This window comes from Streptomyces sp. NPDC005706, assembly GCF_040631045.1.
Classification (GTDB): Bacteria; Actinomycetota; Actinomycetes; order Streptomycetales; family Streptomycetaceae; genus Streptomyces.
Genome location: NZ_JBEXYS010000034.1, coordinates 47,909 through 69,638, shown reverse-complemented (window position 1 = coordinate 69,638; position 21,730 = coordinate 47,909). Strand labels below are relative to the sequence as shown.

The window sequence follows — 21,730 nt, the reverse complement described above, 5'->3', positions numbered from 1 at the left end:
ATGGCGGACGCCAAGGTCATTCCGTTCGACGACGACCGGTCCCGCGGGAGCGCCGCCCAGCGGCCGTCGCGGCGCCGCGGCGCGGGCAACCGGCGCGGGGCGGCCGGGGAGGCCGGGCCGGTTCGCGAGGTCCAGCCCCTGCCCACCAGGGCGGCTGTGCAGGATGATGACCCGATGACCGGGCAGGAGGGGCCGCCCGCCGAGCCGCACGACGACGGCGGTCTCGAGCGGCGCATCGCGAGCGGCCTGTCGTTCCTGCGTCGCCGGCTCACCGGGGACTACGAGGTCGACGACTTCGGCTACGACGAGGAGCTGACCGACCAGGTCCTGATGTCGCTGTTGCGGCCGGTGTACGAGAAGTACTTCCGGGTCGAGGTGAAGGGCATCGAGAACATCCCGGCCGAGGGCGGGGCGCTGATCGTCGCCAACCACTCCGGGACGCTGCCGCTGGACGGCCTGATGATGCAGGTCGCCGTGCACGACCGCCACCCGGCCGACCGGCATCTGCGGCTCCTCGCGGCCGACCTGGTGTTCGTGCTGCCGGTGGTCAACGAACTCGCCCGCAAGCTGGGCCACACCCTCGCCTGCGCCGAGGACGCCGAACGGCTCCTCGCGCAGGGCGAACTGGTCGGCGTCATGCCGGAGGGCTTCAAGGGCATCGGCAAGCCGTTCAGCGAGCGCTACAAGCTCCAGCGGTTCGGCCGCGGCGGGTTCGTCTCCACGGCCCTGCGGCAAGGGGTGCCGATCATCCCGTGCTCGGTCGTGGGCGCCGAGGAGATCTACCCGATGCTCGGCAACGCCAAGACCCTGGCGCGGCTGCTGGGCTTCCCGTACTTCCCGCTGACGCCGACGTTTCCGTGGCTCGGGCCGCTCGGGGCGATCCCGCTGCCCACCAAGTGGACCATCCAGTTCGGTGAGCCGATCCCCACGGACGGCTATCCGCCGGAGGCGGCCGACGACCCGATGCTGATGTTCAACCTGACCGACCAGGTCCGCGAACAGATCCAGCACACGCTGTACAAGCTGTTGGTGCAGCGGCGGTCGGTGTTCTTCTGACGGCTGGTCCTCTGCCGGTCCGGTGGTACGGCGACGGGGGCGCCCCTGCTCGGAAAGGGGCGCCCCCGTCGCTGTCGTACCGCGCTAGTCCGCGTCCTGGCTGTCGATGCCCAGGCCGGGCAGCAGGCCCGGGAGGAGCGGCGGGAGGGTGACGTCCGGCGCGCTCGTCGGGGGTTTGCTGGTGGTCGGGGAACCACCGTCGCCGCCGATCCTCGGCGGGTCGAGCAGGCCGCCCGTGCTGCCTCCGAGTAGGCCGTCGTCGCTCTCGCGGGTGGCCGAGCCGGTGGGGCTGCCCGAGCCGGTGTGCCGCCCTGCCGAGGGCGTGCCGCCGGTGCTGGGCGCCGTCGGGCGGTGGCTGCCGGAGGAGCCGGTGGACGCCTCGCCAGAGCCCTGTCGCTTGCCGTCGCTCGTCGACGCGGGCGGCTGCGGCAGCAGGGACTGCAGCGGGGCGACCTCTTCGTCTATGGCGTCGAACACCGACGACACCTGCTGTTTGACGTCGCCGAGCTGCATGGGCAGCTTGTCGCTCAGTGCGCTCCAGGCCTCCCGGTGGGACTGGGAGAAGCTGGAGAGCGCCTGGATGGGCCCGAGGGAGCCGGGATCCCGCTCGTAGGCCTCGTGCAGCAGGCGGTGGCCCTCGGTGACGTCGTGCCGCATCCCGGACAGGGTGCGGCGGATCTCGCCGATGGACTCGTGGTCGAGCTGTTGGCCGCCGCGGGTCCGCTCCATCAGCCGGCGGGCCTCGCTCAGCCGGGTGGAGGCCTGGTCGAGGTACGTCTGGCCGCGCTGGTCCTCGCCGTCGCTCAGGTAGTTGAGCCTGAAGTCCTCGATGCCGCGCTTGAGGCCGTACAGCGAGTCACCGGGCAGTGCGTCGGAACTCGCGGCGGCGACTCCGCCGAAGGCCCCGGCGGCCACGCCGACGCTCAGCCCGCCGGCCGCGAGTCCCTTGGTCAGTTTGGAACGCGGCCGGAGCTTGCCCAGCGGGCTCGCCCGGTGTGCACCGCGCCCGCGGGTGCGCTGCTCGGGTACGGCTGTGTCCGCCGCCCCGCCCTCCTGGAGCATGGCCTCCATCGCGGCCACCAGCTGGGCGCGCTGGACGACCTTGACCTCGGGGTCGAGCTGCGGCCCGGGCAGTGCGCCGAGGTCCGCCGCCAGGGCCAGGAGCTCGCCCCGCTCGGACTGTTCCTCGGTGGTCGGCGGCGATCCCGCCGACGACTGCTCGGCCGCCGTGTCCCGGTCGGACTGCTCCTCCAGGGCCTGGGCGAAGGCGTTCGCCCGCCGGTGCGCCGATACGTTCGCGATCACTGGCGGCACCTCCTCTCGTCATCACGGTCGACTCCCCAGGGGGTCCTGAGGGTTGCACGCCCACGACCTTTCCACCCGATCGAGCGATGGGTCGGCCAGGACGTGACCACAGGGAGCCTGTATCCCGCACAACGAGCGGTCCGGCACTTGGGTTACGGACGGCGGATGATCGGGTCGGAAAGTCAACGAGGCGCAACTCGGAGTGAGTTGATGGTCGCTGAGCGTGTCCTGCGTCAGCGGGCGTCGTCCGGCAGGAGCCGGGCGAGCGTCCGTACGGCGCGGTACTGGAGGGTCTTGATGGCGCCTTCGTTCTTGCCCATCACCCGGGCGGTCTCGGCGACCGAGAGGCCCTGCAGGAAGCGCAGGGTCACGCACTCCTGCTGCTGGGGGTTGAGCCGGCGCACGGCGTCCAGCAGAGCCGCGTTGGAGAGGGACTCCAGGACGGAGTCCTCCGGGGAGCGCTCGACCTCGTTGGCGTCGAGCATCTCGCCGGTGGTGACCTCCAGCCGGAAGCGGCTGGACTTGAAGTGGTCCGCCACCAGGTTCCGGGCGATCGTCACCAGCCAGGCGCCGAAGTCGCGGCCCTGCCAGGTGAAGGTGCCGATCCTGCGGAGCGCCCGCAGAAAGGTCTCACTCGTCAGGTCCTCGGCGGTCGCCTTGCCGCCCACCCGGTAGTAGATGTACCGGTAGACCGTGTCGCTGTACTGGTCGTAGAGGCGGCCGAAGGCCTCGGCCTCGCCGGCCTGGGCGCGCTCCACGAGGTCCATCATCCGGGCGCTGTCGCTGTCCGCGGCCGGGCGGCGGGCGGGGGCCGCGCCGGTGGCGCGGCCACGTCTGCCGACCGCCGCGCTGCCCTCGGCCAGTGCGTAGCACGGGCCGAGGGGGGCGGCGGTGGCGAAGGCGGGGACGGCGTACGCGGTGGGGACGACGCCGCGCAGCGTCTCTTTGACCGCCGCGACCGTCGCGCGCAGCGTAGCCAGGCCCGAGGCGTCAACCCCGACGTGTGGGTACACGGGACTCCCAGAGGCAGAGCTTGCATCACGTGCAGTGCGGAACCGTTCACCCGTCGTAGCGACGGAGGGGTACCGGATTGCGTCTGAGGAGAATAACGCTTCGTACAGGCACTGCTACACCGAGTTGCTCAAATCATCGATTGCGTCGCTTCTGTTACCGATTGACGGTCCATCAAGCGTCGCAACCTGATCGGTTGTTGATCGGAAAAGGGCGTGTTTCGGCGAAGTGCGGGGCGGGTTGGGGGTCGGGCGGCATAATCCGGGGTTCTCCCCACCACCCAGGCGTGTCGCCGCCGGCACGGGGCTGTCCGCGGCCGCTCCGGCCACGGCCGGCGATAGCGGGCGCCGGGTCCGGCGCTATCGCCGGCGCCGGCTCAGGGCGATGGCCGCGGCGGTGCCGCCGGCCACCGCGCCGACGCCCGCCGCCGCCGGGATGCCGACCTTCGCGGCCTTGCGGCCGGTGCGGTAGTCCCGCAGCCGCCAGTCCTGCTCGCGGGCGTGCCTGCGCAGCTTGGCGTCCGGGTTGATGGCGTACGGGTGCCCCACGAGCGACAGCATCGGGATGTCGTTGTGGCTGTCGCTGTAGGCGGCGCAGCGGTTCAGGTCCAGGCCCTCGGCCGCCGCCAGCGCCCGTACCGCCTCCGCCTTGGCCGGCCCGTGCAGGGGTTCACCCACCAGCGCGCCGGTGTAGACACCGCCGACCGACTCCGCGACGGTGCCCAGCGCGCCGGTCAGGCCGAGCCGGCGGGCGATGACCTGGGCGATCTCCACGGGGGCCGCGGTGACCAGCCACACCTTCTGGCCCGCGTCCAGGTGCGCCTGGGCCAGGGCGCGGGTGCCCGGCCAGATGCGGTCGGCCATGTACTCGTCGTAGATCTCCTCGCCGATGGTCTCCAGCTCGGCGACCCGGTGGCCCTTGACGATGGAGAGCGCCGAGTCGCGGGCCTCCTGCATGTGCTCGGGGTCCTCGACGCCGGCCAGCCGGAACCACGCCTGCTGCCAGGCGAACCTGGCCAGGTCGCGGGTCTCGAAGAACTTCCGCTTGTACAGGCCGCGCCCGAAGTGGAACAGCGCGGCGCCCTGCATCACGGTGTTGTCGAGGTCGAAGAAGGCGGCGGCCTTGTCGTCGCCGAGGACCGGGAACTCCGGTTCCCGCTCGGCCTGCGGAAATTCCCGCGAGGACTTGCGGGCGGCCTCCGCCGAGGCCTCGCCTGCCAACACGCTCCGCGCCGTGGCGGAGCGCCTACGGGGAGTGAGCCATCCGAGAGCGGCCATGGCGTGAGCATAGCCATTCCGTTCGGCGGTTCCGGAGCCGCGAGGTTCGAAGGGTGTGAACTCTCCATGACGCCGCAGTCGAAGAGGCGGGAGAATGGCCGGCATGAGTCCCCTCTTCCGGCGTAAGGCCGATCCCGCGGAACGGTCGGTCACGCTCATCCGCAAGCCCGGCTGTCATCTGTGCGACGACGCGCAGGCCGTGATCGAGAAGGTCTGCGGGGAACTCGGTGTCCCCTGGGAGCAGAGGGACATCACCCAGGACCGGCAGCTGCACGACCAGTACTGGGAGCAGATCCCGGTGGTCCTTGTCGACGGCAGTCAGCACACCTTCTGGCGGGTGGACGAGGCGCGGCTGCGCAAGGAGCTGACCGGCGGCTGATCCGGAAACTGACCGACCAGTACAACGAACACGCGGAGGTCGCTTAGGATCGTTGGAGTTTTTGTCTCGGGGGCGGGATTCACGAGGAGTGCCGACGTTTTGCCCCCACGAATGACATGCGTGACCCCGGTCACGTTGGCCGGGCAAATCGGACACCATCTTTGTGCACGCGTTCACAAAGGCATAGCCTGCTGTGGACGGGGCGGTCTGGGGACGCATGACCGCCCACAGCCCCGCTCTACCCGCAGGAGCACCGTGGCAACTGGCCGAACTCACCGACCGGCGACCCGCAGCCGAGGGATTCCCGAGGCCACCGTCGCCCGCCTTCCGCTGTACCTCCGCGCGCTGACCGCACTGTCGGAGCGCTCGGTCCCCACGGTCTCCTCCGAGGAGCTGGCCGCGGCGGCGGGGGTCAACTCCGCGAAGCTGCGCAAGGACTTCTCGTATCTGGGCTCCTACGGAACGCGCGGTGTCGGCTACGACGTGGAGTATCTCGTCTACCAGATCTCCCGTGAACTCGGCCTGACCCAGGACTGGCCGGTTGTGATCGTCGGTATCGGTAACCTCGGCGCCGCCCTCGCCAACTACGGCGGGTTCGCCTCCCGTGGTTTCCGGGTGGCCGCGCTGATCGACGCCGATTCGGCGATGGCCGGTAAGCCGGTCGCCGGCATCCCGGTGCAGCACACCGACGAGCTCGAGAAGATCATCAAGGACAACGGCGTCTCGATCGGCGTGATCGCGACCCCCGCCGGTGCCGCCCAGCAGGTCTGCGACCGGCTCGTGGCCGCCGGTGTCACCTCGATCCTGAACTTCGCGCCGACCGTGCTGACCGTCCCGGACGGGGTCGACGTGCGCAAGGTCGACCTCTCCATCGAGCTGCAGATCCTCGCCTTCCACGAGCAGCGCAAGGCCGGCGAGGAGACCGCCGCCGGTGACGGCGCGATGCCCGCGGCCACCACCCGAGACGCCTCCGGCGACCAGGGACCCGACGGGGACGTGCCCGCCGTGATGCCGGCATGAGTCTCCTCGTCGTCGGGCTGAGCCACCGCAGTGCCCCGGTCAGCGTGCTGGAGCAGGCCGCGCTGAGCGCGGACGCCCAGTTCAAGCTGGTCCAGGACACGGTCGCCGCCGAACCGGCCACCGAGGCCGCGGTGCTCGCCACCTGCAACCGCATCGAGCTGTACGCCGACGTGGACAAGTTCCACGCCGGTGTGGCCGAGCTGTCCACGCTGCTCGCCCAGCACAGCGGTGTCGGCCTCGAGGAACTGACGCCGTACCTCTACGTGCACTACGAGGACCGGGCCGTCCACCACCTGTTCTCGGTGGCCTGCGGCCTGGACTCGATGGTCGTCGGCGAGGGGCAGATCCTCGGCCAGATCAAGGACTCCCTGGCCCGCGCCCAGGAGCTGCACACCGCCGGCAAGCTGCTGAACGACCTGTTCCAGCAGGCCCTGCGGGTCGGCAAGCGCGCCCACTCCGAGACCGGCATCGACCGGGCCGGCCAGTCGCTGGTCACCTTCGGCCTGGAGCAGCTCGCCGCCGGCGGTGCCGTCGAGGAATGGGCCGCGGGACGCCGGGCGCTGGTCATCGGCGCCGGGTCGATGTCCTCGCTGGCCGCCGCGACGCTCGCCCGCGCCGGCGTCGGTGAGATCGTCGTCGCCAACCGCACCTTCGAGCGCGCCGAGCGCCTCGCCCGGATACTCACCGAGGGCGACGACACCGCGGTGTCCGCGCGCGCGGTGCGGATGGACGCCGTGCCGGGCGAGCTGACACGTGCCGACGTCGTCGTCTCCTGCACCGGGGCGACGGGCCTGGTACTGCCGGCGGACTCGGTCGCGCGGGCGGTCGAGGGCCGGATCGAGGGCACCCCCGGCGACCCCGAGGCCGACACCGGCGCCCGTACGGCCGTGAAGAGCGCGCCGGCGGCCACCGCCACCGGTACGGCCGGTGCCGCCGCCGAGGAGAACTGCCCGCTGGACCTGGCCGCCGTGCAGGGCTCGACCGGCTTCTCCGTGCACGGCGAGGCCGCCGTGGCCGGCCTGGACGCGGCCACCCTCGAGCAGCACGGGGCCTGGGTCGCGGGCGGCACCATGGACCGCCGGGACAGCGCCCGGCGCAGCCCGGAGGCCGACGCCGAGCTGATCACCGCGCTCGCCGCGACCGCCGCCACCGTCGGCCGCATCCCCGAGCTCCGCAAGCCCGAACCGGTCGCCGTGATCCCGCGCCCGGCGCCGGCCCTGTTCCTCCTCGACCTCGCCATGCCCCGCGACATCGACGCGGCCGTGCACCGGCTGGCCGGGGTGCGCCTGGTGGACATCGAGTCCCTCGCCGAGGCCTCCGCCGACGCGCCGATGGCGGCCGATGTGGACCAGGTGCGGCGTATCGTCTCCGACGAGGTCGCGGCCTTCGGCGCGGCACAGCGGGCGGCGCACATCACGCCGACCGTGGTCGCACTGCGCACCATGGCCGCCGACGTCGTCGCCGGTGAAATCGCGCGGCTCGACGGCCGCCTGCCCGACCTGGACGAACGCCAGCGCGGCGAGATCCGGCAGGCCGTGCACCGGGTCGTCGACAAGCTGCTGCACGCGCCGACCGTACGGGTGAAGCAGCTCGCGGCCGAGCCCGGCGGCGCCGGGTACGCGGACGCGCTGCGCACCCTCTTCGACCTCGACCCCGAGACGGTTGCCGCCGTCTCCCGGGCCGGGGACAGCACAGACAAGAAGGACCGACCGGCATGACACAGAAGGCTTTGAGACTGGGGACGAGGCGGAGCAAGCTCGCCATGGCCCAGTCCGGGCAGGTGGCGGACGCCGTCCGCCGGGTGACCGGGCGCCCCGTCGAGCTGGTCGAGATCACCACGCACGGCGACGTCTCCCGCGAGCACCTCACGCAGATCGGCGGCACCGGCGTGTTCGTCACGGCGCTGCGCGACGCGCTGGTCGGCGGCGAGGTGGACTTCGCGGTTCATTCGCTCAAGGACCTGCCGACCACGCAGCCCGAGGAACTGGTCCTGGCCGCCGTACCGGTGCGCGAGGACCCGCGCGACGTGATCGTCGCCCGGGACGCGCTGAAGTTCACCGACCTGCCGCCCGGTGCCCGCATAGGCACCGGGGCGCCGCGCCGCATGGCGCAGCTCAACGCGTATGCCCGCGCCCACGGACTGGACATAGAGACGGTCCCGATACGCGGCAACGTCGACACCCGGATCGGTTTCGTGCGCAGCGGTGAGCTGGACGCGGTCGTCCTCGCCGCCGCCGGACTGAACCGCATCGGCCGGATCGACGAGGTGACCGACTTCCTGTCGGTCGACACGGTTCTGCCCGCCCCCGGCCAGGGGGCCCTGGCGATCGAGTGCACCGCGGACGCCGCGGACCTCGTCGCCGCGCTCGGCGAGCTCGACGACCCGTTCACCCGGGCCGCCGTGACCGCCGAACGGTCACTGCTCGCCGCCCTCGAGGCCGGTTGCAGCGCACCCGTGGGTGCGTTGGCCGACCTCGTGGCCGACGGGCAGATTGTCAAGGAAATGCGCCTGCGCGGCGTCGTCGGCACGACCGACGGCACCCGCACGGTGCAGCTGTCCACCACCGGTCCCGTGCCCCGAACGCACGACCAGGCGATGGCACTCGGGCGCGAACTCGCGACCGAGATGCTGGACCAGGGCGCGGCCGGTCTGATGGGGGAGCGAGCACATTGAGCCCCACCACCCTTCCCACCGGCCTTGAACACGGGCACGTCACCTTCCTGGGTGCCGGACCCGGGGATCCGGGGCTGCTGACTCTGCGCGCCGTGGAGGCGCTGTCGAACGCGGATGTCCTGATCGCCGAGCACGAGGTGCTCGATGTGATCCGGACGCACGCCCGGCAGGGCGTGTCCGTCGTGCCGATGGACGCGGACTCCTCGGTGTCACCGCCGGGCACGGGCGCGCCGCAGCTCACGGTCGTTGACGGTGCGTCAACAACCGCTGCGGTCCCGACTCCTGCCCGGGATGCCGCTCATCTTGTCATGGAGGCCACGCGGGGCGGCAGGCGGGTCGTCCGTGCGGTGTCCGGGGACCCGGGACTTGATACGTACGCGGCCGAGGAAATGCTCGCCTGCGCCGCCGCCGGTGTGCCTTTCGAGGTCGTACCGGGTGTGGCGGCCGCCGTCGGCGTGCCCGCGTACGCCGGTGTGCCGCTGCGCGACCCGCACGGCGCGGACGTCCGGTTCGTGGACGCCCGTACCGCCTCCGACCGCTGCTGGACGGAGGTGGGGGCCTCCGACGGCACGGTGGTGGTCTCCACGACGCTGGACTCGGTGGCCGCCGCGGCCGGCGAACTGGTGTCCGCGGGCCGCAAGCCGGACACCCCGCTGACCGTCACCGTCGCCGGTACGACGACCCGCCAGCGCACCTGGACGGCGACGCTCGGCACGATCGCGCAGACGCTGAAGCAGGCGAAGGTCCTGCCGTCCCCGGACGGCGGCCGGCCGGTGATAGCCGTGGTCGGCGAGCGAAGCGCGGCCGCCCAGCGCGACCAGTTGTCGTGGTTCGAGTCCAAGCCGCTGTTCGGCTGGAAGGTGCTCGTGCCGCGTACGAAGGAGCAGGCGGCTTCGCTCTCCGACCAGCTTCGGTCCTACGGCGCGGTGCCGCACGAGGTCCCGACGATCGCGGTGGAGCCCCCGCGCACCCCGCAGCAGATGGAACGCGCGGTCAAGGGCCTGGTCACCGGCCGGTACGAGTGGATCGCCTTCACGTCCGTCAACGCGGTCAAGGCGGTGCGCGAGAAGTTCGAGGAGTACGGCCTCGACGCCCGTGCCTTCGCGGGCATCAAGGTCGCCGCGGTGGGCGAGCAGACGGCGAAGGCGCTGATCGCCTTCGGCGTGAAGCCCGACCTGGTGCCGAGCGGTGAGCAGTCGGCGGCCGGCCTCCTGGAGGACTGGCCTCCGTACGACCCGGTCTTCGACCCGATCGACCGTGTCTTCCTGCCCCGGGCCGACATCGCCACCGAGACCCTGGTGGCCGGTCTGATCGAGCTGGGCTGGGAGGTCGACGACGTCACGGCCTACCGGACCGTGCGGGCCTCGCCGCCCCCGGCGGAGACCCGCGAGGCCATCAAGGGCGGTGGGTTCGACGCGGTGCTGTTCACGTCGTCCTCGACCGTCCGGAACCTGGTGGGCATCGCGGGTAAGCCGCACAACGTCACGGTGATCGCCTGCATCGGTCCGGCGACGGCCAAGACGGCCGAGGAACACGGTCTGCGCGTCGACGTGATGGCCCCCGAGCCCTCGGTCCACAAGCTGGCCGAGGCCCTGGCCGACTTCGGCATGAAGCGCCGGGCGGCCGCCCTGGAGTCCGGGGACCCGGTGACGCGGCCGAGCGAGCGCCGTCCGGGGGCGCGCAGGCGGCGGTCTACAACGTAGCCATGAGTGCGGTGGGATGGTCCGTTTGCCGGAACGCCGCACCAAAGCTGCTTCTGCTGAGTGAAATGCCGTTCGTAAAAGCTCTGCCACCAGACGAAGTGGCAGAGCTTTTGCCTTTCATCGAGCCCGGCAACCCGGAATTTCCAACCATGCATCAACGACGAGTCTTTGCCTGAGAAGGGGGCTTCTCGGAACAGCCTGGATGGGTGTTGACCGTGGGGTGCTGTGTCTACTATCGTTGTTCGTGGCGTCACAGCCGACCGGCGCGAGGGCGGTCCGATGCTCCCTGACGCGCAAACAGTTGCGCCCTCGAGTCCGCCTGAACTGGGCGGGCGGACTCGAGGGCGATCAACCAGGCTCTGCCCTGGGCTGTGTGCGATGCGGTGACAGGACTCCAGGGCTTACGACGACGACACTACCACGCGGCGTCGTAGCGTGAAAGAGGGCGAATATGACACAGGGTGAGCACGGGCCGTTAGTCGCAGTCATCTCCGCCGAGAGGTTCCAGCCCTTCTTTGACGAGTGCGGAGGCGACGCCGCGCGAGCAATCCGTCTGTATGCCTGGGACTCCGAGATCGCCCGCGCCCTCCAAGGCCCGCTGCGTGATCTGGAAGTCAGTCTGCGTAACCGGCTCCACGACCAGCTCGGAGGACGATACGGCCGCCCGGACTGGTGGAACGAACGCCGGGCTGAGCCCAACTGGCACGGGCAGGAGGAGATCCAGGCTGCCGAGAAGAAGCTGGCCAAACGCCGGCGCAACTACGAGGCATGTGACGTGGTGGCTCAGCTGTCTTTCGGGTTTTGGGTCAGTTTGCTGGGCAAGGGCGGTCGGGGTGGCAACTACGAGATGAAGTATTGGAACCCCTCGCTCAGACATCTCTTCCGTGAGCACCGCGGTGGTCGGGAAGTCCTGCACGGCAAGTTCGACCGCATGCGTACCCTGCGCAACCGCATCGCGCACCAGGAGCGCATCTTTCACCGGCACCTCGACGAGGACTTCCGCACGGCGGTCGCTCTGTTGCGCCACCTCTCCTCCCCCATGGCTGAGCGGCACGACAAGCACAGCCAAGTTCCGGAGGTGCTGGCCCGCAGGAGTGGTGTGCTGTCGGGCCACGATCCTGTGAGGTTGTGAGATGACGATGGAAGACAAGATGCCGAGCGGGGCGCATGCGGTGTCCGCGTTGGTTTCCCTGGGCGAGATCAAGGAGCTCGCCGAGGTCGGCCGGCCCACCGTCAGCAACTGGCGTCGCAGGTTTTCCAAGGAGTCACCTCACGTGGGCGGAGGCAGGCGCCCGCCGTTCCCGGATCCTGTGGGCGGCAGTGACAGCCGGCCCCTCTTCGACGCGGAGGACGTGGCGGCCTGGCTGGACATGCGCCCCATTCCGGACGCGGAGCCAGGTGAGGACGGCTCCCTGCCGACCTACGGCGATCGGTTCCGAAGTGGCCTAAGGCTGCGCGGACTCGTCGCCCTGCGTCACGAACTGGGCTCGGCGGAGCGGCTCATCATCGAGGCGCTTGCCGTATGCGCCATGGCAGGGGAAGGAGGTGACCGGCCCCCGGAGACCCTCCCGGTCGAGTTGCTGACGGACGTGGAAGCCGCCGATCCGCGTGTCGCGCGTGCGGTACGGCAGCTCATCGAGGAACTGGGCTCGCCCGGAGCCGCCGCTGAAACGGTGCTGGCACTGGCCGAGCGGCTGGAGTCGGACCTGATCATGGATACGACGCCGTCAACGCTTGCAGAGCTGGTCAGCAGACTGGTCGGCCCGCTGGACGCCGTGTCGCCCGGCCCCGACCACCCCACGGTGATCAACCTGTGCGCCGGCACAGGTGAGCTGCTGTTCGCCCTCGGCGATGTCCGCGGGAGCGGCGGCATGGTCGCGGTGGAGCGTGATCCGTTGCGCCGCAAGCTTCTCCTCTACCGGCTCTTCGGGCACCACCGCACTGCCGTGGACGTATGCGCGCGTCCCGAGGAACTGGATACCTTGTGGCCGTCCGAGCAGCGGGACCTCCCCCTGGACCCGGAAGCCCCTTGGGGCACCACGTCCGGTGACGTCGTCCTCGCCGACCCGCCCTATGCCGCGGGAGAGCGGGAGTTCGATGAAAACGGGCCGCTCAGCTGGGCCCTCGAAGCCATGCGCCGCATGAATCCGGGCGGCCGGGGCCTGGTTGTCGTACCGTCCTGGACCCTGAGTCGGCCGCGTGGCACAACTCCCACACCTAATGCACGGATGCGTGAGGAGCTGCTGAGCCGGGACGCGGTCGCGGCGGTCATCCAGTTGCCGCGCCGTATCCACCGGTTCCGCACGGGAGCTGAACACGCGCTGCTCGTGCTGCGCGACGAGGCGTCGGCGGAGCGCCGGGGCCGGGCACTGCTGGTCGACGCCGACCGGATCGCCCGCCGCGTCGGAGGTGCGTGGCCGGCGTACGTCGCGAAGGTGCTGGAGGACGGACGGTCGCCGGTGGCCGAGGAGGCCAGGGACTTCCCCGTGTCGGCCACCGGCCCGAGAGGGGAAGCCCTTCTCGACGGCCGATCGGTCCTGCCCGCACACCGGCTCGGCACCAAGGAACAGGGCCTTGACCATGTCTCCGCCACTCTGGATGCACGACGCGAGGCCGCGACGGCTCTGCCCCATATCAAGGAGTGGATCGGAGATCTCCATGTCGTCAGGCGGGTTCCCGGCAGCGAGGCGGCACACCGCAAGGTCGGCGAGCACCTGCGGGCGGGCCAGCTCAGACTGCTGGCCGGGCACCGGATCCGCGAGTCGGACATAGGGGACGCAGGTCTGATGGTCGTGGGCCGTGAGGAGATGCTCGGCGCCCTGCCGCTCGGACAGCGGCGAATCGCGCTGGAAGACCTGGCCGCCTACCCGCAGGCCCAGACCACTGAGCGCGGCGACGTCTTCCTGCTCACCGAGCACGGGGTACGCGCGCAGGTGGACGACGCGGGCGGCTGCGTACTGCTCGCGCCGGTTCAGGGGCTGCGCATCCCGGCGTACCGGCGGTTCCTCGCCGGGGAGGTGGGCCCTGAGCAGGTGTGGATGCGCCCGCACCCGCTCGCCAAGCTGCTCGCCGCCCCGCGCAACCAGCACCGCGGCAGCGGCTCACTGGTCCGCAGAGTGAGCGTGCGGGACATGGACCTGCCCGAGCTGCCACCCGAGGAGGTCGCTGAGCTGGAGGCCGTCCTGACCGAGACGGACCGGCAGCGCGCCGACGTACGGCGGCAACTCGCGGCGCTGGACAACCTGGCCCTGCGACTGGCGGCCGGAGTCGCCGACGGGGACTTGACGTTGCGTCGCAGACCCGGCGGTGCCTGAGGCGCCTCGGGCACGACGAGAAACAAGGTTGCGCCGGCCAACACGGCGTACGACGAAGAACACCACGACCCCGGGAAAGAAGTGAGGCACCCGTGCCGCCACGGAAGAAGAAGACGGCTGAACCCCAGGACATGAAGAAGGTGCTCTGGGCGTCGGCGGACAAGCTGCGCGGCAGCCTGGACGCCGCCGGGTACAAGCACTTCGTCCTGGGCCTGGTCTTCCTCAAGTACGTCTCCGCCGCCATGGCCGAGAAGCGGGCCCAGTTGGAGGCCGAGCTGCGCGAGGAAGGCGGCTGGAGCGAGGAGGACATGCTCGCCACCCTAGAAGAGCGCCGTGAGTACACCGGCTCCGGCATCTTCTACGTTCCGCCCACCGCCCGCTGGGAGAGCGTGCTGGAGCGGGCGAAGGGCACGGTTGAGGGCGACAGCGTCGGCGAGACCATCGACGCGGCCATGCGCGCCATCGAGAAATTCAACCCGGCGCTGAACCGTACCCTGCCGAAGATCTACAACAGCGGCCAGGTGGACGAGGAGCGCCTCGCCGGCCTGGTGAAGCTGCTGGACCGGCTGGTCTTCCAGGAACAGCTGGGCGAGGACGGCAGGCGCAAAGGCGCGCGGGACATCATGGGCGAGGTCTACGAGTACTTCCTCGCCGAGTTCGCCCTGAAGGAGGGCCGCAAGGGCGGCGAGTACTTCACCCCCGAGAGCGTGGTGAAGCTCCTGGTGGAGGTCCTGGAACCGAAGCAGGGCGAGCGGGTCTACGACCCGGCGTGCGGCTCGGGTGGCATGTTCGTCCAGGCGGAGAAGTTCATCGAGACGCACGGCGGCAACCCGCTGAACGTCGCCGTCTACGGTCAGGAACTCAACCAGACCACCTGGCAGCTGGCCCACATGAACCTTGCCATTCACGGGGTCGAGGCCAAACTGGGCGACGAGCCCGCCGACACCTTCCGCAACGACCAGCACCCGGAGCTGAAGGCGGACGTGGTCATGGCCAACCCGCCCTTCAACATCTCCGACTGGGGCGGAGAACTGCTCGGCATGGACAAGCGGTGGGTGTACGGCACTCCGCCTGTCGGCAACGCGAACTACGCCTGGCTCCAGCACATGATCAGCAAGCTTGCTCCGGGTGGACGGGCCGGTGTCGTCCTGGCGAACGGCTCGATGAGTAGCAAGCAGTCGGGCGAGGGCGACATCCGCCGCGCGATCGTCGAGGCCGACCTCGTGGCCTGCATGATCGCCCTGCCGGGCCAGCTGTTCCGGTCTACTCAGATCCCGGCGTGTTTGTGGTTCTTGGCGGAGGGCAAGGGGCGGCACTCGGCTTGGGCGCCTGGGCGCAAGGGCGAGGTTCTATTTATCGACGCGCGCGAGTTCGGTGAAATGAAGAACCGCACGCTGAGGGAACTGACCGAGGAGGAGATCGTCCACCGGATCGGTGACACGGTGCGGGCATGGCGGGGTGTCGACGGGGCTGGTCCGTACGAGGACGTGTCTGGCTTCTGCGTGAGCGCCTCGCTGGATGTCATCGCCGAGCACGATTTCATGCTGACGCCGGGGCGCTATGTGGGTGTAGCTGAGGCGGAGGCGGATCCGGACGCGGAGCCGGTGGAGGAGAAGATCGCGCGCTTGACGGCTCTGCTGCGGGAGCAGTTTGCCGAGTCGGAGCGGTTGGCGAAGGTTGTGGATGAGCAGTTGGGGAGGGTGTGATGGGGGAGTGGCGGAAGGTAACCATCGGAGACGTGGCTGACGTCTATGACGGACCTCATGCCACGCCGAAAAAAACGGACCAAGGCCCTTGGTTTCTTAGCATCTCCAGTTTGGCATCAGGGCGACTGATCCTCTCTGAGTCGGCTCACCTGTCCGAGGCTGACTTCGTGAAGTGGACCAAGCGGGTGACGCCACGCGAGGGTGACCTGCTCTTCTCCTACGAGACTCGCCTCGGTGAGGCGGCCCTCATGCCTCCAGGGCTTCAGGCCTGCCTCGGCCGGAGGATGGGGCTGCTGCGGCCTAAGCCTGGTGCGGTGGACCCACGATTCTTGCTGTACTTCTACTTGGGCCCGGAGTTTCAGAGGACCATCGCTGAGCGGGCGGTTCATGGGGCGACGGTGGATCGCATCCCGCTAGTCGAGTTTTCGCGGTGGCCCGTCAGCATCCCCGAACTCAGCGAGCAGCGAGCCATTTCCGAGGTGCTCGGCACACTGGACGACAAGATGGCACTTAACGAGCGGATCCGTGAGACGACTCTGAGCCTTGCTGATGCCTGTTACGAGGCGGCCGGGATCGGCGGTGAGTCGGAGCTCATCGGTGATCTTGCTGAACTGTTCGACGGCCCGCACGCCACTCCGCAGAAGACCGAGACGGGCCCCTGGTTCCTCAGCATCAGCAGCCTGAAGAACGGCTTTCTGGACCTTGCCGAGTCAGCGCATCTTTCCGAAGAGGACTTCCCCCGCTGGACCCGCCGTGTGCAACCGCAGGCCGAGGACGTTCTCTTCTCCTACGAGACCCGGCTCGGCGATGCCGCACTGATGCCGCCCGGCGTCCAAGGGAGCTTGGGACGGCGGATGGCATTGCTGCGCAGCAAGTCCACGTCCGTAAGTGGTGCGCTGCTGCTGCATGCGTACCTCAGCCCTGCGTTCCAGGATGAGATCAGGCGTAGAACCATCCATGGAGCCACCGTGGACCGGCTTCCGCTCAAGGAGATGCCTGGTTGGCGAATCCCATTGCCCGCCCAAGGAGAGCGAGAGCGACTGTCTGCGAAGCTCGACGCACTGCACGCGTCGGTGACACACACCTCGAACGAAAACCGCACCCTAGCCGACCTCCGCGACACCCTCCTCCCCCAACTGATCTCCGGCAAGCTGCGTGTCAAGGACGCGGTCCGTACCGTCGAGGAGGTCGTATGACCGCAGGTGCCGAGCAGCCGCTCGGTGAGCCGCCGATAGACCGGCTCACCGAGAAGGAGCTGGAGTCGCACACGCTCGAACTGCTCGCCGAGTACGGGTGGCAGCACGTTCCGGGGCCGGAGCTCGGTCCTGCCTACGGCGTGCGGGCGGACTGGGACGACCTGGTCCTCCGCCCCCGCCTGCTCAAGGCGATCCGCAACCGCTACCCGCGCCTGCCCGACCACGTTGCCGACGACGCAGCCAACGAGCTGCTGCGCTGGCATACCCGGAACGACCTCCGCGAGAACCACCGGTTCTACGAGCGCCTGACCGGGGGCGTCCGCGTCCCCTACGACGATCCCGCCACCGGCGAGAAGCGGCACGCCACCATACGGCCCGTCGACTTCGCTGACCCGCACGGCAACGACCTCGTGGCCGCCTCCCAGGTGCGGGTGCGCAGCACCAAGAACAGGACCTTCGTCTTCGACATCGTCCTGTACGTCAACGGCTTGCCTCTCGCCGTCGTAGAGCTGAAGAAGGCCGACAGCAAGGACAACGCCCGTACCGCGTACGACCAGCTCCAGGGCTACCGGCGTGAGCTGAAAGAGACCGGCACTTTCCACACGCTCCTCGTCACCCTCGTCTCCGACGGCATCACCGCCCGCATGGGCACCCCGTTCACGCCCTGGCAGCACACGGCACCCTGGCACGCCGACGAGAACGACGTGATGCTCCGCAAAGACGAGCGCCAGGACGGCCGTGCGCTGGAGCGGATGATCTACGGCGCGTTCGAGCCCATCCGCTTCCTGGACCTGATCGCGAACTTCCTGTCCTACTCCGCCCCGGAGTCCGGTGCCGTCGACACGGTCAAGCTCGCCAAGGCACACCAGTACATCGCCGTTAATGCCGCCGTGCGGGCCACCGAGTCCGCTGTGGCCACCGACGGTCGTGCAGGCGTTGTCTGGCACACGCAGGGCGCCGGCAAGAGCGAGGAGATGCTGTTCTACGTCGTCAAGGCGACCCGGAGTCCTGGGCTGGCCAAACCGACGTTCGTGCTCCTCACCGACCGCATCGACCTGGACACCCAGCTCCGCAAAACCTTCACGACCAGCCGCACCCTGGAGAAGGCCATCGGTGAACCGCCGGAGAAGGCGGACGACGCCGGCCAACTGCGGCAACTTCTCCAACGGCAGGCCGGCGGGGTCATCTTTACCACGCTCCAGAAGTTCCGCCTCACTGAGGAGGAGCGGGCAGCCGGGGTCCGGCATCCGCTTATCTCCCCGCGCCGCGACGTGATCGTGGTCGTCGACGAGGCCCACCGCAGCCACTACGACCTCATCGACGGCTACGCCCGCAACCTGCGTGACGCCCTGCCCAACGCCACCTTCATCGCGTTCACCGGCACGCCCATCGAGACCCGCGTCGGCAGCACCCGAGGTGTCTTCGGCAAGGACATCCACACCTACGACCTCACGCAGGCCGTGGACGACGGAGCGACCGTCCCCGTCTTCTACGAGCCGCACCTGGTCCGGGTACGCCTGCCCGCCGACGTCGACCTCGATGACCTGGACGCACGCGCTGAAGGATTGATAGAGGGGCTGTCGGAGGCGGAGAAACGCAAGGCCCGTCGGGAGTTCGGGAAGTACGAGAACCTGATCGGCGCTCAGGATCGGATCAGGGAACTCGCCGGAAAGGTGCTCGCCCACTGGGACGCGCGCAGCAGCGAGATGGTCAAGCTCACCGGTCACCGGGGCAAGGGAATGATCGTCTGCGCGTCCCGGGTCATCGCGGCTCGGCTCTTCGAGGAGATCATCCGCCAGCGGCGTCACTGGGAGGGTGAGCGAGACCCGCAGACCCAGTTGCTGACGGACGACAGCGGCCGGATCAGGGTGGTGTTCACCGGCAATCCGGCCAAGGACGACGAGGAGGTCGCCGACTACGTCCGTACCCCCACCCAGCTCAAGAAGATCCAGCAGCGGGTGACCGACGCGGACGACGAACTGGAACTCGTCATCGTCCAGTCCCTGTGGCTGACAGGCTTCGACGCTCCGCCGCTGCACACCCTCTACCTGGACAAGCGTATGCGGGGCGCCGCCCTGATGCAGGCCATCGCCCGCGTCAACCGCACCTGGCCCGGCAAACCGTCCGGGCTGGTCGTCGACTTCCAGGGCGTGATAGGGGAGATCAAGGAGGCCCTGGCCGAGTACTCCAAGCAGGACCAGAAGCACCCGATGCTCGGCGCGGACCTCGACGGGGCCGTCAAGCTCGTACGGGAGAGCTACCAGCACATCGACGCCCTCCTCGCCGACTGCGCCTGGCGGAGCATCCGAGACGCGGGCGGGCCCGGCGCCTACCGTGAAGCCCTGACGGAGGCGTTGGAGTTCCTGATCACGCCCGAACCTGGGCTGGAGCCCGGCAAGGCCACCCGCAGGCAGCGGTTCACGTACCACGCCAACCTGCTGCAGCAGGCGTTCTCCCTCTGCCCGACCGACCGGCGGGTGCAGGACTTGCTCCCCGACATCCGCTTCTTCGAGGCCGTACGCACCTCGCGCGAGAAGTACGCCATGGACGAGCGGGAGGAACAGGGCCTTGCCACGGCCGCCGACGTGCGCCTGCTGATCGCCCAGTTCAACGAGTCCGTCATCGCCGCCGACGGCGTGGTGGACATCTACGACGCGGCCGGCCTGACCAAGCCCGACCTGTCCCACCTGGACGACCGGGTGCTGCGCGACCTCCAGGCCAGCAGGCACCCCAACCTCGCCATCGCGGCACTGCGACGCGCGCTGATGAAGGAGATCAAGGATGTCCACCCGAACAACCTCACCCGTCAGCACACCTTCACCGAGAAGATGCAGCGCGCCATGAACCGGTACACCAACGGTCTCCTCACGGCCGCCGAGTTCATGAAGTTCCTGGTGGAGCTGGCGCGGGAGGTGTCGGCCGACCGCGGCAGGGCGAAGAAGCTCGGCCTGAGCGAGGACGAACTCGCCTTCTACGACGCCCTCGCCGCTGACCCATCCGTGCTGGAGGAGATGGAAGACAGCGTCCTCGCCAAGATCGCCCACGAGCTGTACGAGCAGATCCGCAAGGACGTCACGGTCGACTGGAAGGTGAAGGAGCAGGCCAGGGACAAGATCATGGCTCGTGTCCTGCGCCTGCTGCGGAAGTACGGCTACCCGCCGAACAAGCGGCAGGACGCGATCGACCGGGTGCTGAAGCAAGCCGAGGAGTTGGCGGAGGGTCTGGCCTGAGCAACAGGAATGTGCCCTCGCAGCCACGGTGGGATGCGAGGGCACCGTCGATCGTGGGTCAGCGCAGTGAGGCGTACGGGAGGAAGGTCGCCCAGGCGGTGGGGGTGAGGGTGAGGCGGGGGCCGGTGGGGTTCTTGGAGTCGCGGACGAGGACGTGGGACTCGTCCGGGGTGGCCACCTCGACGCAATCGGGGCCCTCGTCCGTGCTGTAGCTGCTCTTTATCCACTCCAGCTTCATGTCTCTCCCAGCACTTTCTCGATGAGCTCCGTCGACTCCCGTGGGTCGAGAGCCTGTGCCCGGATGATTCCATAGCGCATATCGAGGAGCTGCACCTCTTTCGGGTCGACGATCACCCGACTGATGTGCTGCACTTCCACGTGCCCGACGGTGGTGCCGTCCTTGAGCCTGAGCAGCCTGAACGACCCGGCAAGGCCTGAGTTCTGCTCACGTGCGAGCGGCAGTACCTGGAGGTCGACGTTGCGGAACTCGGCGACGTCCAGCAGGCGTTCCAGCTGTGCTCGCATGACCATCCTGCCGCCGATGGGCCGACGGAGCGTCGACTCGCACTGGACGAAGCTGAAGACGGGCCGGGCCACGGTCGCGTTGACGATCTCCTGACGTGCGACTCGGGCAGCCAATCGTTGGTCCAGCTCCTCTGCGCTGAAGGGTGGCCGACGAGCGCTGAAGACCGCCTGCGCGTACTCCCTGGTCTGCAACAATCCATGAATCACCGAGTTGTTGTACGCGCACAGCTCGACCGCGTCCGCCTCCAGCTTCTTCAGGTCCCGCACCTTCTTCGGGTACCGGACCTCCGCCACGTCTCGCTTCAGAGCCGCGATCTTGCCGCCCGCGTCCAGCACCGAGTCCGCCGCGTCCAGATACTCCGGCCGGGGAATCCGCCGTCCCCGCTCCACCGAGGGGACCAGCTCCTCCCCGTACCCGACGGCCGTCCCGAACTCGGCCTGGGTGAGGCCGGCCGCCTCCCGCCACAGCTTCAGTTGCCGTGAGACCGTGCGCATCACCGCCCAGGCCTCGGCGTCGTCCAGCCCAGCGTCCCAGTCGCTCACGTAAACGCCGTCCTTCCCTCACCAGTCACCCGGTACCGTCCGGACGCAACCGGACAGCGCACGGACAGCCCCCGTCTGCACGGGCTGCCGTGCTTCACAGGCTAAGCACGCCCGGACACGCTGAGTCACGTGAACGAGCGAATCTCCACCCTCCCCGTCCCCGCGCGCCAGTTCCGCGTGCCCCTCTCCGCCACCAGGCGCGGCGCCCGCCTCGGCCGACTGCTCGCAACCGAGCAACTGCTCGCGTGGGGACTGCCGTTGGACCCCGCCCGGCTGATCGTCGCCGAGCTGGCGGCGAACGCCGCGCTGCACGGCCGCGTCCCCGGCCGGAGTTTCCGGCTCGCTCTCGCGGTGACGGCTGAGGGTGTTCTGCGTATCGAGGTGACCGACGCGCGTGGGGACGCACTGCCCGGCCCGCGGCCGGCCGCCACCGGACCGGCCGAGAGCGGCTACGGCCTGTTGCTCGTGGAGGAGCTGGCGGATCGCTGGGGGATGCGGCAGGGGCCGGTGCCCTGCAAGACCGTGTGGGCGGAAATCGATCCGGCCGGCCCGTCGGCGCACTTCGCACCGGGGCCGGGAAACACGTGACCCGGTGGTGCCGTGGCCGGGGCTTCGGGCCGTAAAAGACCAAAGAACCCGGGAAAAAACCAACCAACCAAACCAAACCCCGCGTAGGTCACTCGCGCGGGTGAAACGGGTCGGTCTGGCTGGCGTGGCGGCGGCTCGGGCGTGCAGTCTCACCCCGAGACGTACGAACGTGCCTCACCGCGCCACAAGTCCACACATGCATC

Annotated in this window: 18 protein-coding genes; 13 read left to right on the top strand and 5 right to left on the bottom strand. The window is 69.5% G+C overall.

Going from position 1 to position 21,730, the window contains the following annotated elements; all coding sequences use genetic code 11:
- Window positions 1-1,056, top strand: coding sequence for a lysophospholipid acyltransferase family protein (locus tag ABZ478_RS33650; protein ID WP_359555549.1), 1,056 nt, complete (start codon window positions 1-3; stop codon window positions 1,054-1,056).
- Between the two features lie 84 nt (window positions 1,057-1,140).
- On the opposite strand, the gene ABZ478_RS33645 is transcribed toward ABZ478_RS33650, so the two are convergent.
- The 3 genes from ABZ478_RS33645 to ABZ478_RS33635 form a co-directional block, all read right to left on the bottom strand.
- On the bottom strand, window positions 1,141-2,361 hold the full coding sequence (locus ABZ478_RS33645; protein ID WP_359555547.1) for a DUF5667 domain-containing protein: 1,221 nt from the start codon (window positions 2,359-2,361) through the stop codon (window positions 1,141-1,143).
- 233 nt (window positions 2,362-2,594) lie between these two features.
- On the bottom strand, window positions 2,595-3,374 hold the full coding sequence (locus tag ABZ478_RS33640; RefSeq protein WP_199211469.1) for an ECF subfamily RNA polymerase sigma factor, BldN family: 780 nt from the start codon (window positions 3,372-3,374) through the stop codon (window positions 2,595-2,597).
- A gap of 357 nt (window positions 3,375-3,731) precedes the next feature.
- Entirely contained in the window at window positions 3,732-4,649 is a 918-nt protein-coding gene (locus ABZ478_RS33635) for an HAD-IB family hydrolase (protein WP_359555544.1), read from the bottom strand.
- A gap of 94 nt (window positions 4,650-4,743) precedes the next feature.
- On the opposite strand from ABZ478_RS33635, the gene ABZ478_RS33630 reads away from it, so the two are divergent.
- From ABZ478_RS33630 to ABZ478_RS33580, 11 genes are all read left to right on the top strand, one after another.
- Complete coding sequence (locus tag ABZ478_RS33630; protein WP_359555541.1) at window positions 4,744-5,028, top strand: glutaredoxin family protein; 285 nt, start codon at window positions 4,744-4,746, stop codon at window positions 5,026-5,028.
- 255 nt (window positions 5,029-5,283) lie between these two features.
- Window positions 5,284-6,048 (top strand): redox-sensing transcriptional repressor Rex, encoded by a 765-nt coding sequence (locus ABZ478_RS33625; RefSeq protein WP_359555538.1) that lies wholly within the window; start codon window positions 5,284-5,286, stop codon window positions 6,046-6,048.
- Complete coding sequence (locus ABZ478_RS33620) at window positions 6,045-7,766, top strand: glutamyl-tRNA reductase (protein WP_359555536.1); 1,722 nt, start codon at window positions 6,045-6,047, stop codon at window positions 7,764-7,766. The genes ABZ478_RS33625 and ABZ478_RS33620 overlap by 4 nt, the downstream gene beginning before the upstream one ends.
- The gene (hemC, locus tag ABZ478_RS33615) at window positions 7,763-8,722 is read left to right on the top strand and encodes a hydroxymethylbilane synthase (RefSeq protein WP_358928538.1); all 960 of its coding nucleotides are present in this window, start codon (window positions 7,763-7,765) and stop codon (window positions 8,720-8,722) included. Before ABZ478_RS33620 ends, hemC begins: the two co-directional genes overlap by 4 nt.
- Window positions 8,719-10,425, top strand: coding sequence for a bifunctional uroporphyrinogen-III C-methyltransferase/uroporphyrinogen-III synthase (locus ABZ478_RS33610; RefSeq protein ID WP_358928536.1), 1,707 nt, complete (start codon window positions 8,719-8,721; stop codon window positions 10,423-10,425). The genes hemC and ABZ478_RS33610 overlap by 4 nt, the downstream gene beginning before the upstream one ends.
- Window positions 10,426-10,427: 2 nt before the next feature.
- Entirely contained in the window at window positions 10,428-10,601 is a 174-nt protein-coding gene (locus ABZ478_RS33605; protein WP_359555534.1) for a hypothetical protein, read from the top strand.
- Between the two features lie 275 nt (window positions 10,602-10,876).
- Window positions 10,877-11,557 (top strand): Abi family protein, encoded by a 681-nt coding sequence (locus ABZ478_RS33600; protein ID WP_359555532.1) that lies wholly within the window; start codon window positions 10,877-10,879, stop codon window positions 11,555-11,557.
- Between the two features lies 1 nt (window position 11,558).
- Complete coding sequence (locus tag ABZ478_RS33595; protein WP_359555529.1) at window positions 11,559-13,739, top strand: N-6 DNA methylase; 2,181 nt, start codon at window positions 11,559-11,561, stop codon at window positions 13,737-13,739.
- A gap of 92 nt (window positions 13,740-13,831) precedes the next feature.
- Complete coding sequence (locus ABZ478_RS33590) at window positions 13,832-15,445, top strand: class I SAM-dependent DNA methyltransferase (protein WP_359555527.1); 1,614 nt, start codon at window positions 13,832-13,834, stop codon at window positions 15,443-15,445.
- Window positions 15,445-16,641, top strand: a complete 1,197-nt coding sequence (locus tag ABZ478_RS33585) for a restriction endonuclease subunit S (protein WP_359555525.1) — start codon at window positions 15,445-15,447, stop codon at window positions 16,639-16,641. Before ABZ478_RS33590 ends, ABZ478_RS33585 begins: the two co-directional genes overlap by 1 nt.
- Window positions 16,638-19,871: a type I restriction endonuclease subunit R gene (locus ABZ478_RS33580; RefSeq protein ID WP_359555523.1), complete on the top strand. Its 3,234-nt coding sequence runs from the start codon at window positions 16,638-16,640 to the stop codon at window positions 19,869-19,871. The genes ABZ478_RS33585 and ABZ478_RS33580 overlap by 4 nt, the downstream gene beginning before the upstream one ends.
- 58 nt (window positions 19,872-19,929) lie before the next feature.
- On the opposite strand, the gene ABZ478_RS33575 is transcribed toward ABZ478_RS33580, so the two are convergent.
- Together ABZ478_RS33575 and ABZ478_RS33570 are read right to left on the bottom strand one after the other, a co-directional pair.
- Window positions 19,930-20,109, bottom strand: coding sequence for a DUF397 domain-containing protein (locus tag ABZ478_RS33575; RefSeq protein WP_359555520.1), 180 nt, complete (start codon window positions 20,107-20,109; stop codon window positions 19,930-19,932).
- The gene (locus tag ABZ478_RS33570) at window positions 20,106-20,939 is read right to left on the bottom strand and encodes a helix-turn-helix transcriptional regulator (protein WP_359555518.1); all 834 of its coding nucleotides are present in this window, start codon (window positions 20,937-20,939) and stop codon (window positions 20,106-20,108) included. The genes ABZ478_RS33575 and ABZ478_RS33570 overlap by 4 nt, the downstream gene beginning before the upstream one ends.
- Window positions 20,940-21,068: 129 nt before the next feature.
- Here ABZ478_RS33570 and ABZ478_RS33565 point away from each other — a divergent pair, with 129 nt between their 5' ends.
- Complete coding sequence (locus ABZ478_RS33565; protein WP_359555516.1) at window positions 21,069-21,527, top strand: ATP-binding protein; 459 nt, start codon at window positions 21,069-21,071, stop codon at window positions 21,525-21,527.
- Window positions 21,528-21,730: the final 203 nt, after the last annotated feature.

Bases quoted from the DNA above. Each gene is read 5' to 3' on its own strand.
- ABZ478_RS33650 (WP_359555549.1), top strand. From the start codon at position 1: ATGGCGGACGCCAAGGTCATTCCGTTCGACGACGACCGGTCCCGCGGG.
- ABZ478_RS33630 (WP_359555541.1), top strand. From the start codon at position 4,744: ATGGCCGGCATGAGTCCCCTCTTCCGGCGTAAGGCCGATCCCGCGGAA.
- ABZ478_RS33585 (WP_359555525.1), top strand. From the start codon at position 15,445: ATGGGGGAGTGGCGGAAGGTAACCATCGGAGACGTGGCTGACGTCTAT.
- ABZ478_RS33620 (WP_359555536.1), top strand. From the start codon at position 6,045: ATGAGTCTCCTCGTCGTCGGGCTGAGCCACCGCAGTGCCCCGGTCAGC.
- ABZ478_RS33595 (WP_359555529.1), top strand. From the start codon at position 11,559: ATGACGATGGAAGACAAGATGCCGAGCGGGGCGCATGCGGTGTCCGCG.
- ABZ478_RS33600 (WP_359555532.1), top strand. From the start codon at position 10,877: ATGACACAGGGTGAGCACGGGCCGTTAGTCGCAGTCATCTCCGCCGAG.
- ABZ478_RS33575 (WP_359555520.1), bottom strand. From the start codon at position 20,109: ATGAAGCTGGAGTGGATAAAGAGCAGCTACAGCACGGACGAGGGCCCC.
- ABZ478_RS33605 (WP_359555534.1), top strand. From the start codon at position 10,428: ATGAGTGCGGTGGGATGGTCCGTTTGCCGGAACGCCGCACCAAAGCTG.
- ABZ478_RS33635 (WP_359555544.1), bottom strand. From the start codon at position 4,649: ATGGCCGCTCTCGGATGGCTCACTCCCCGTAGGCGCTCCGCCACGGCG.
- ABZ478_RS33580 (WP_359555523.1), top strand. From the start codon at position 16,638: ATGACCGCAGGTGCCGAGCAGCCGCTCGGTGAGCCGCCGATAGACCGG.
- hemC (WP_358928538.1), top strand. From the start codon at position 7,763: ATGACACAGAAGGCTTTGAGACTGGGGACGAGGCGGAGCAAGCTCGCC.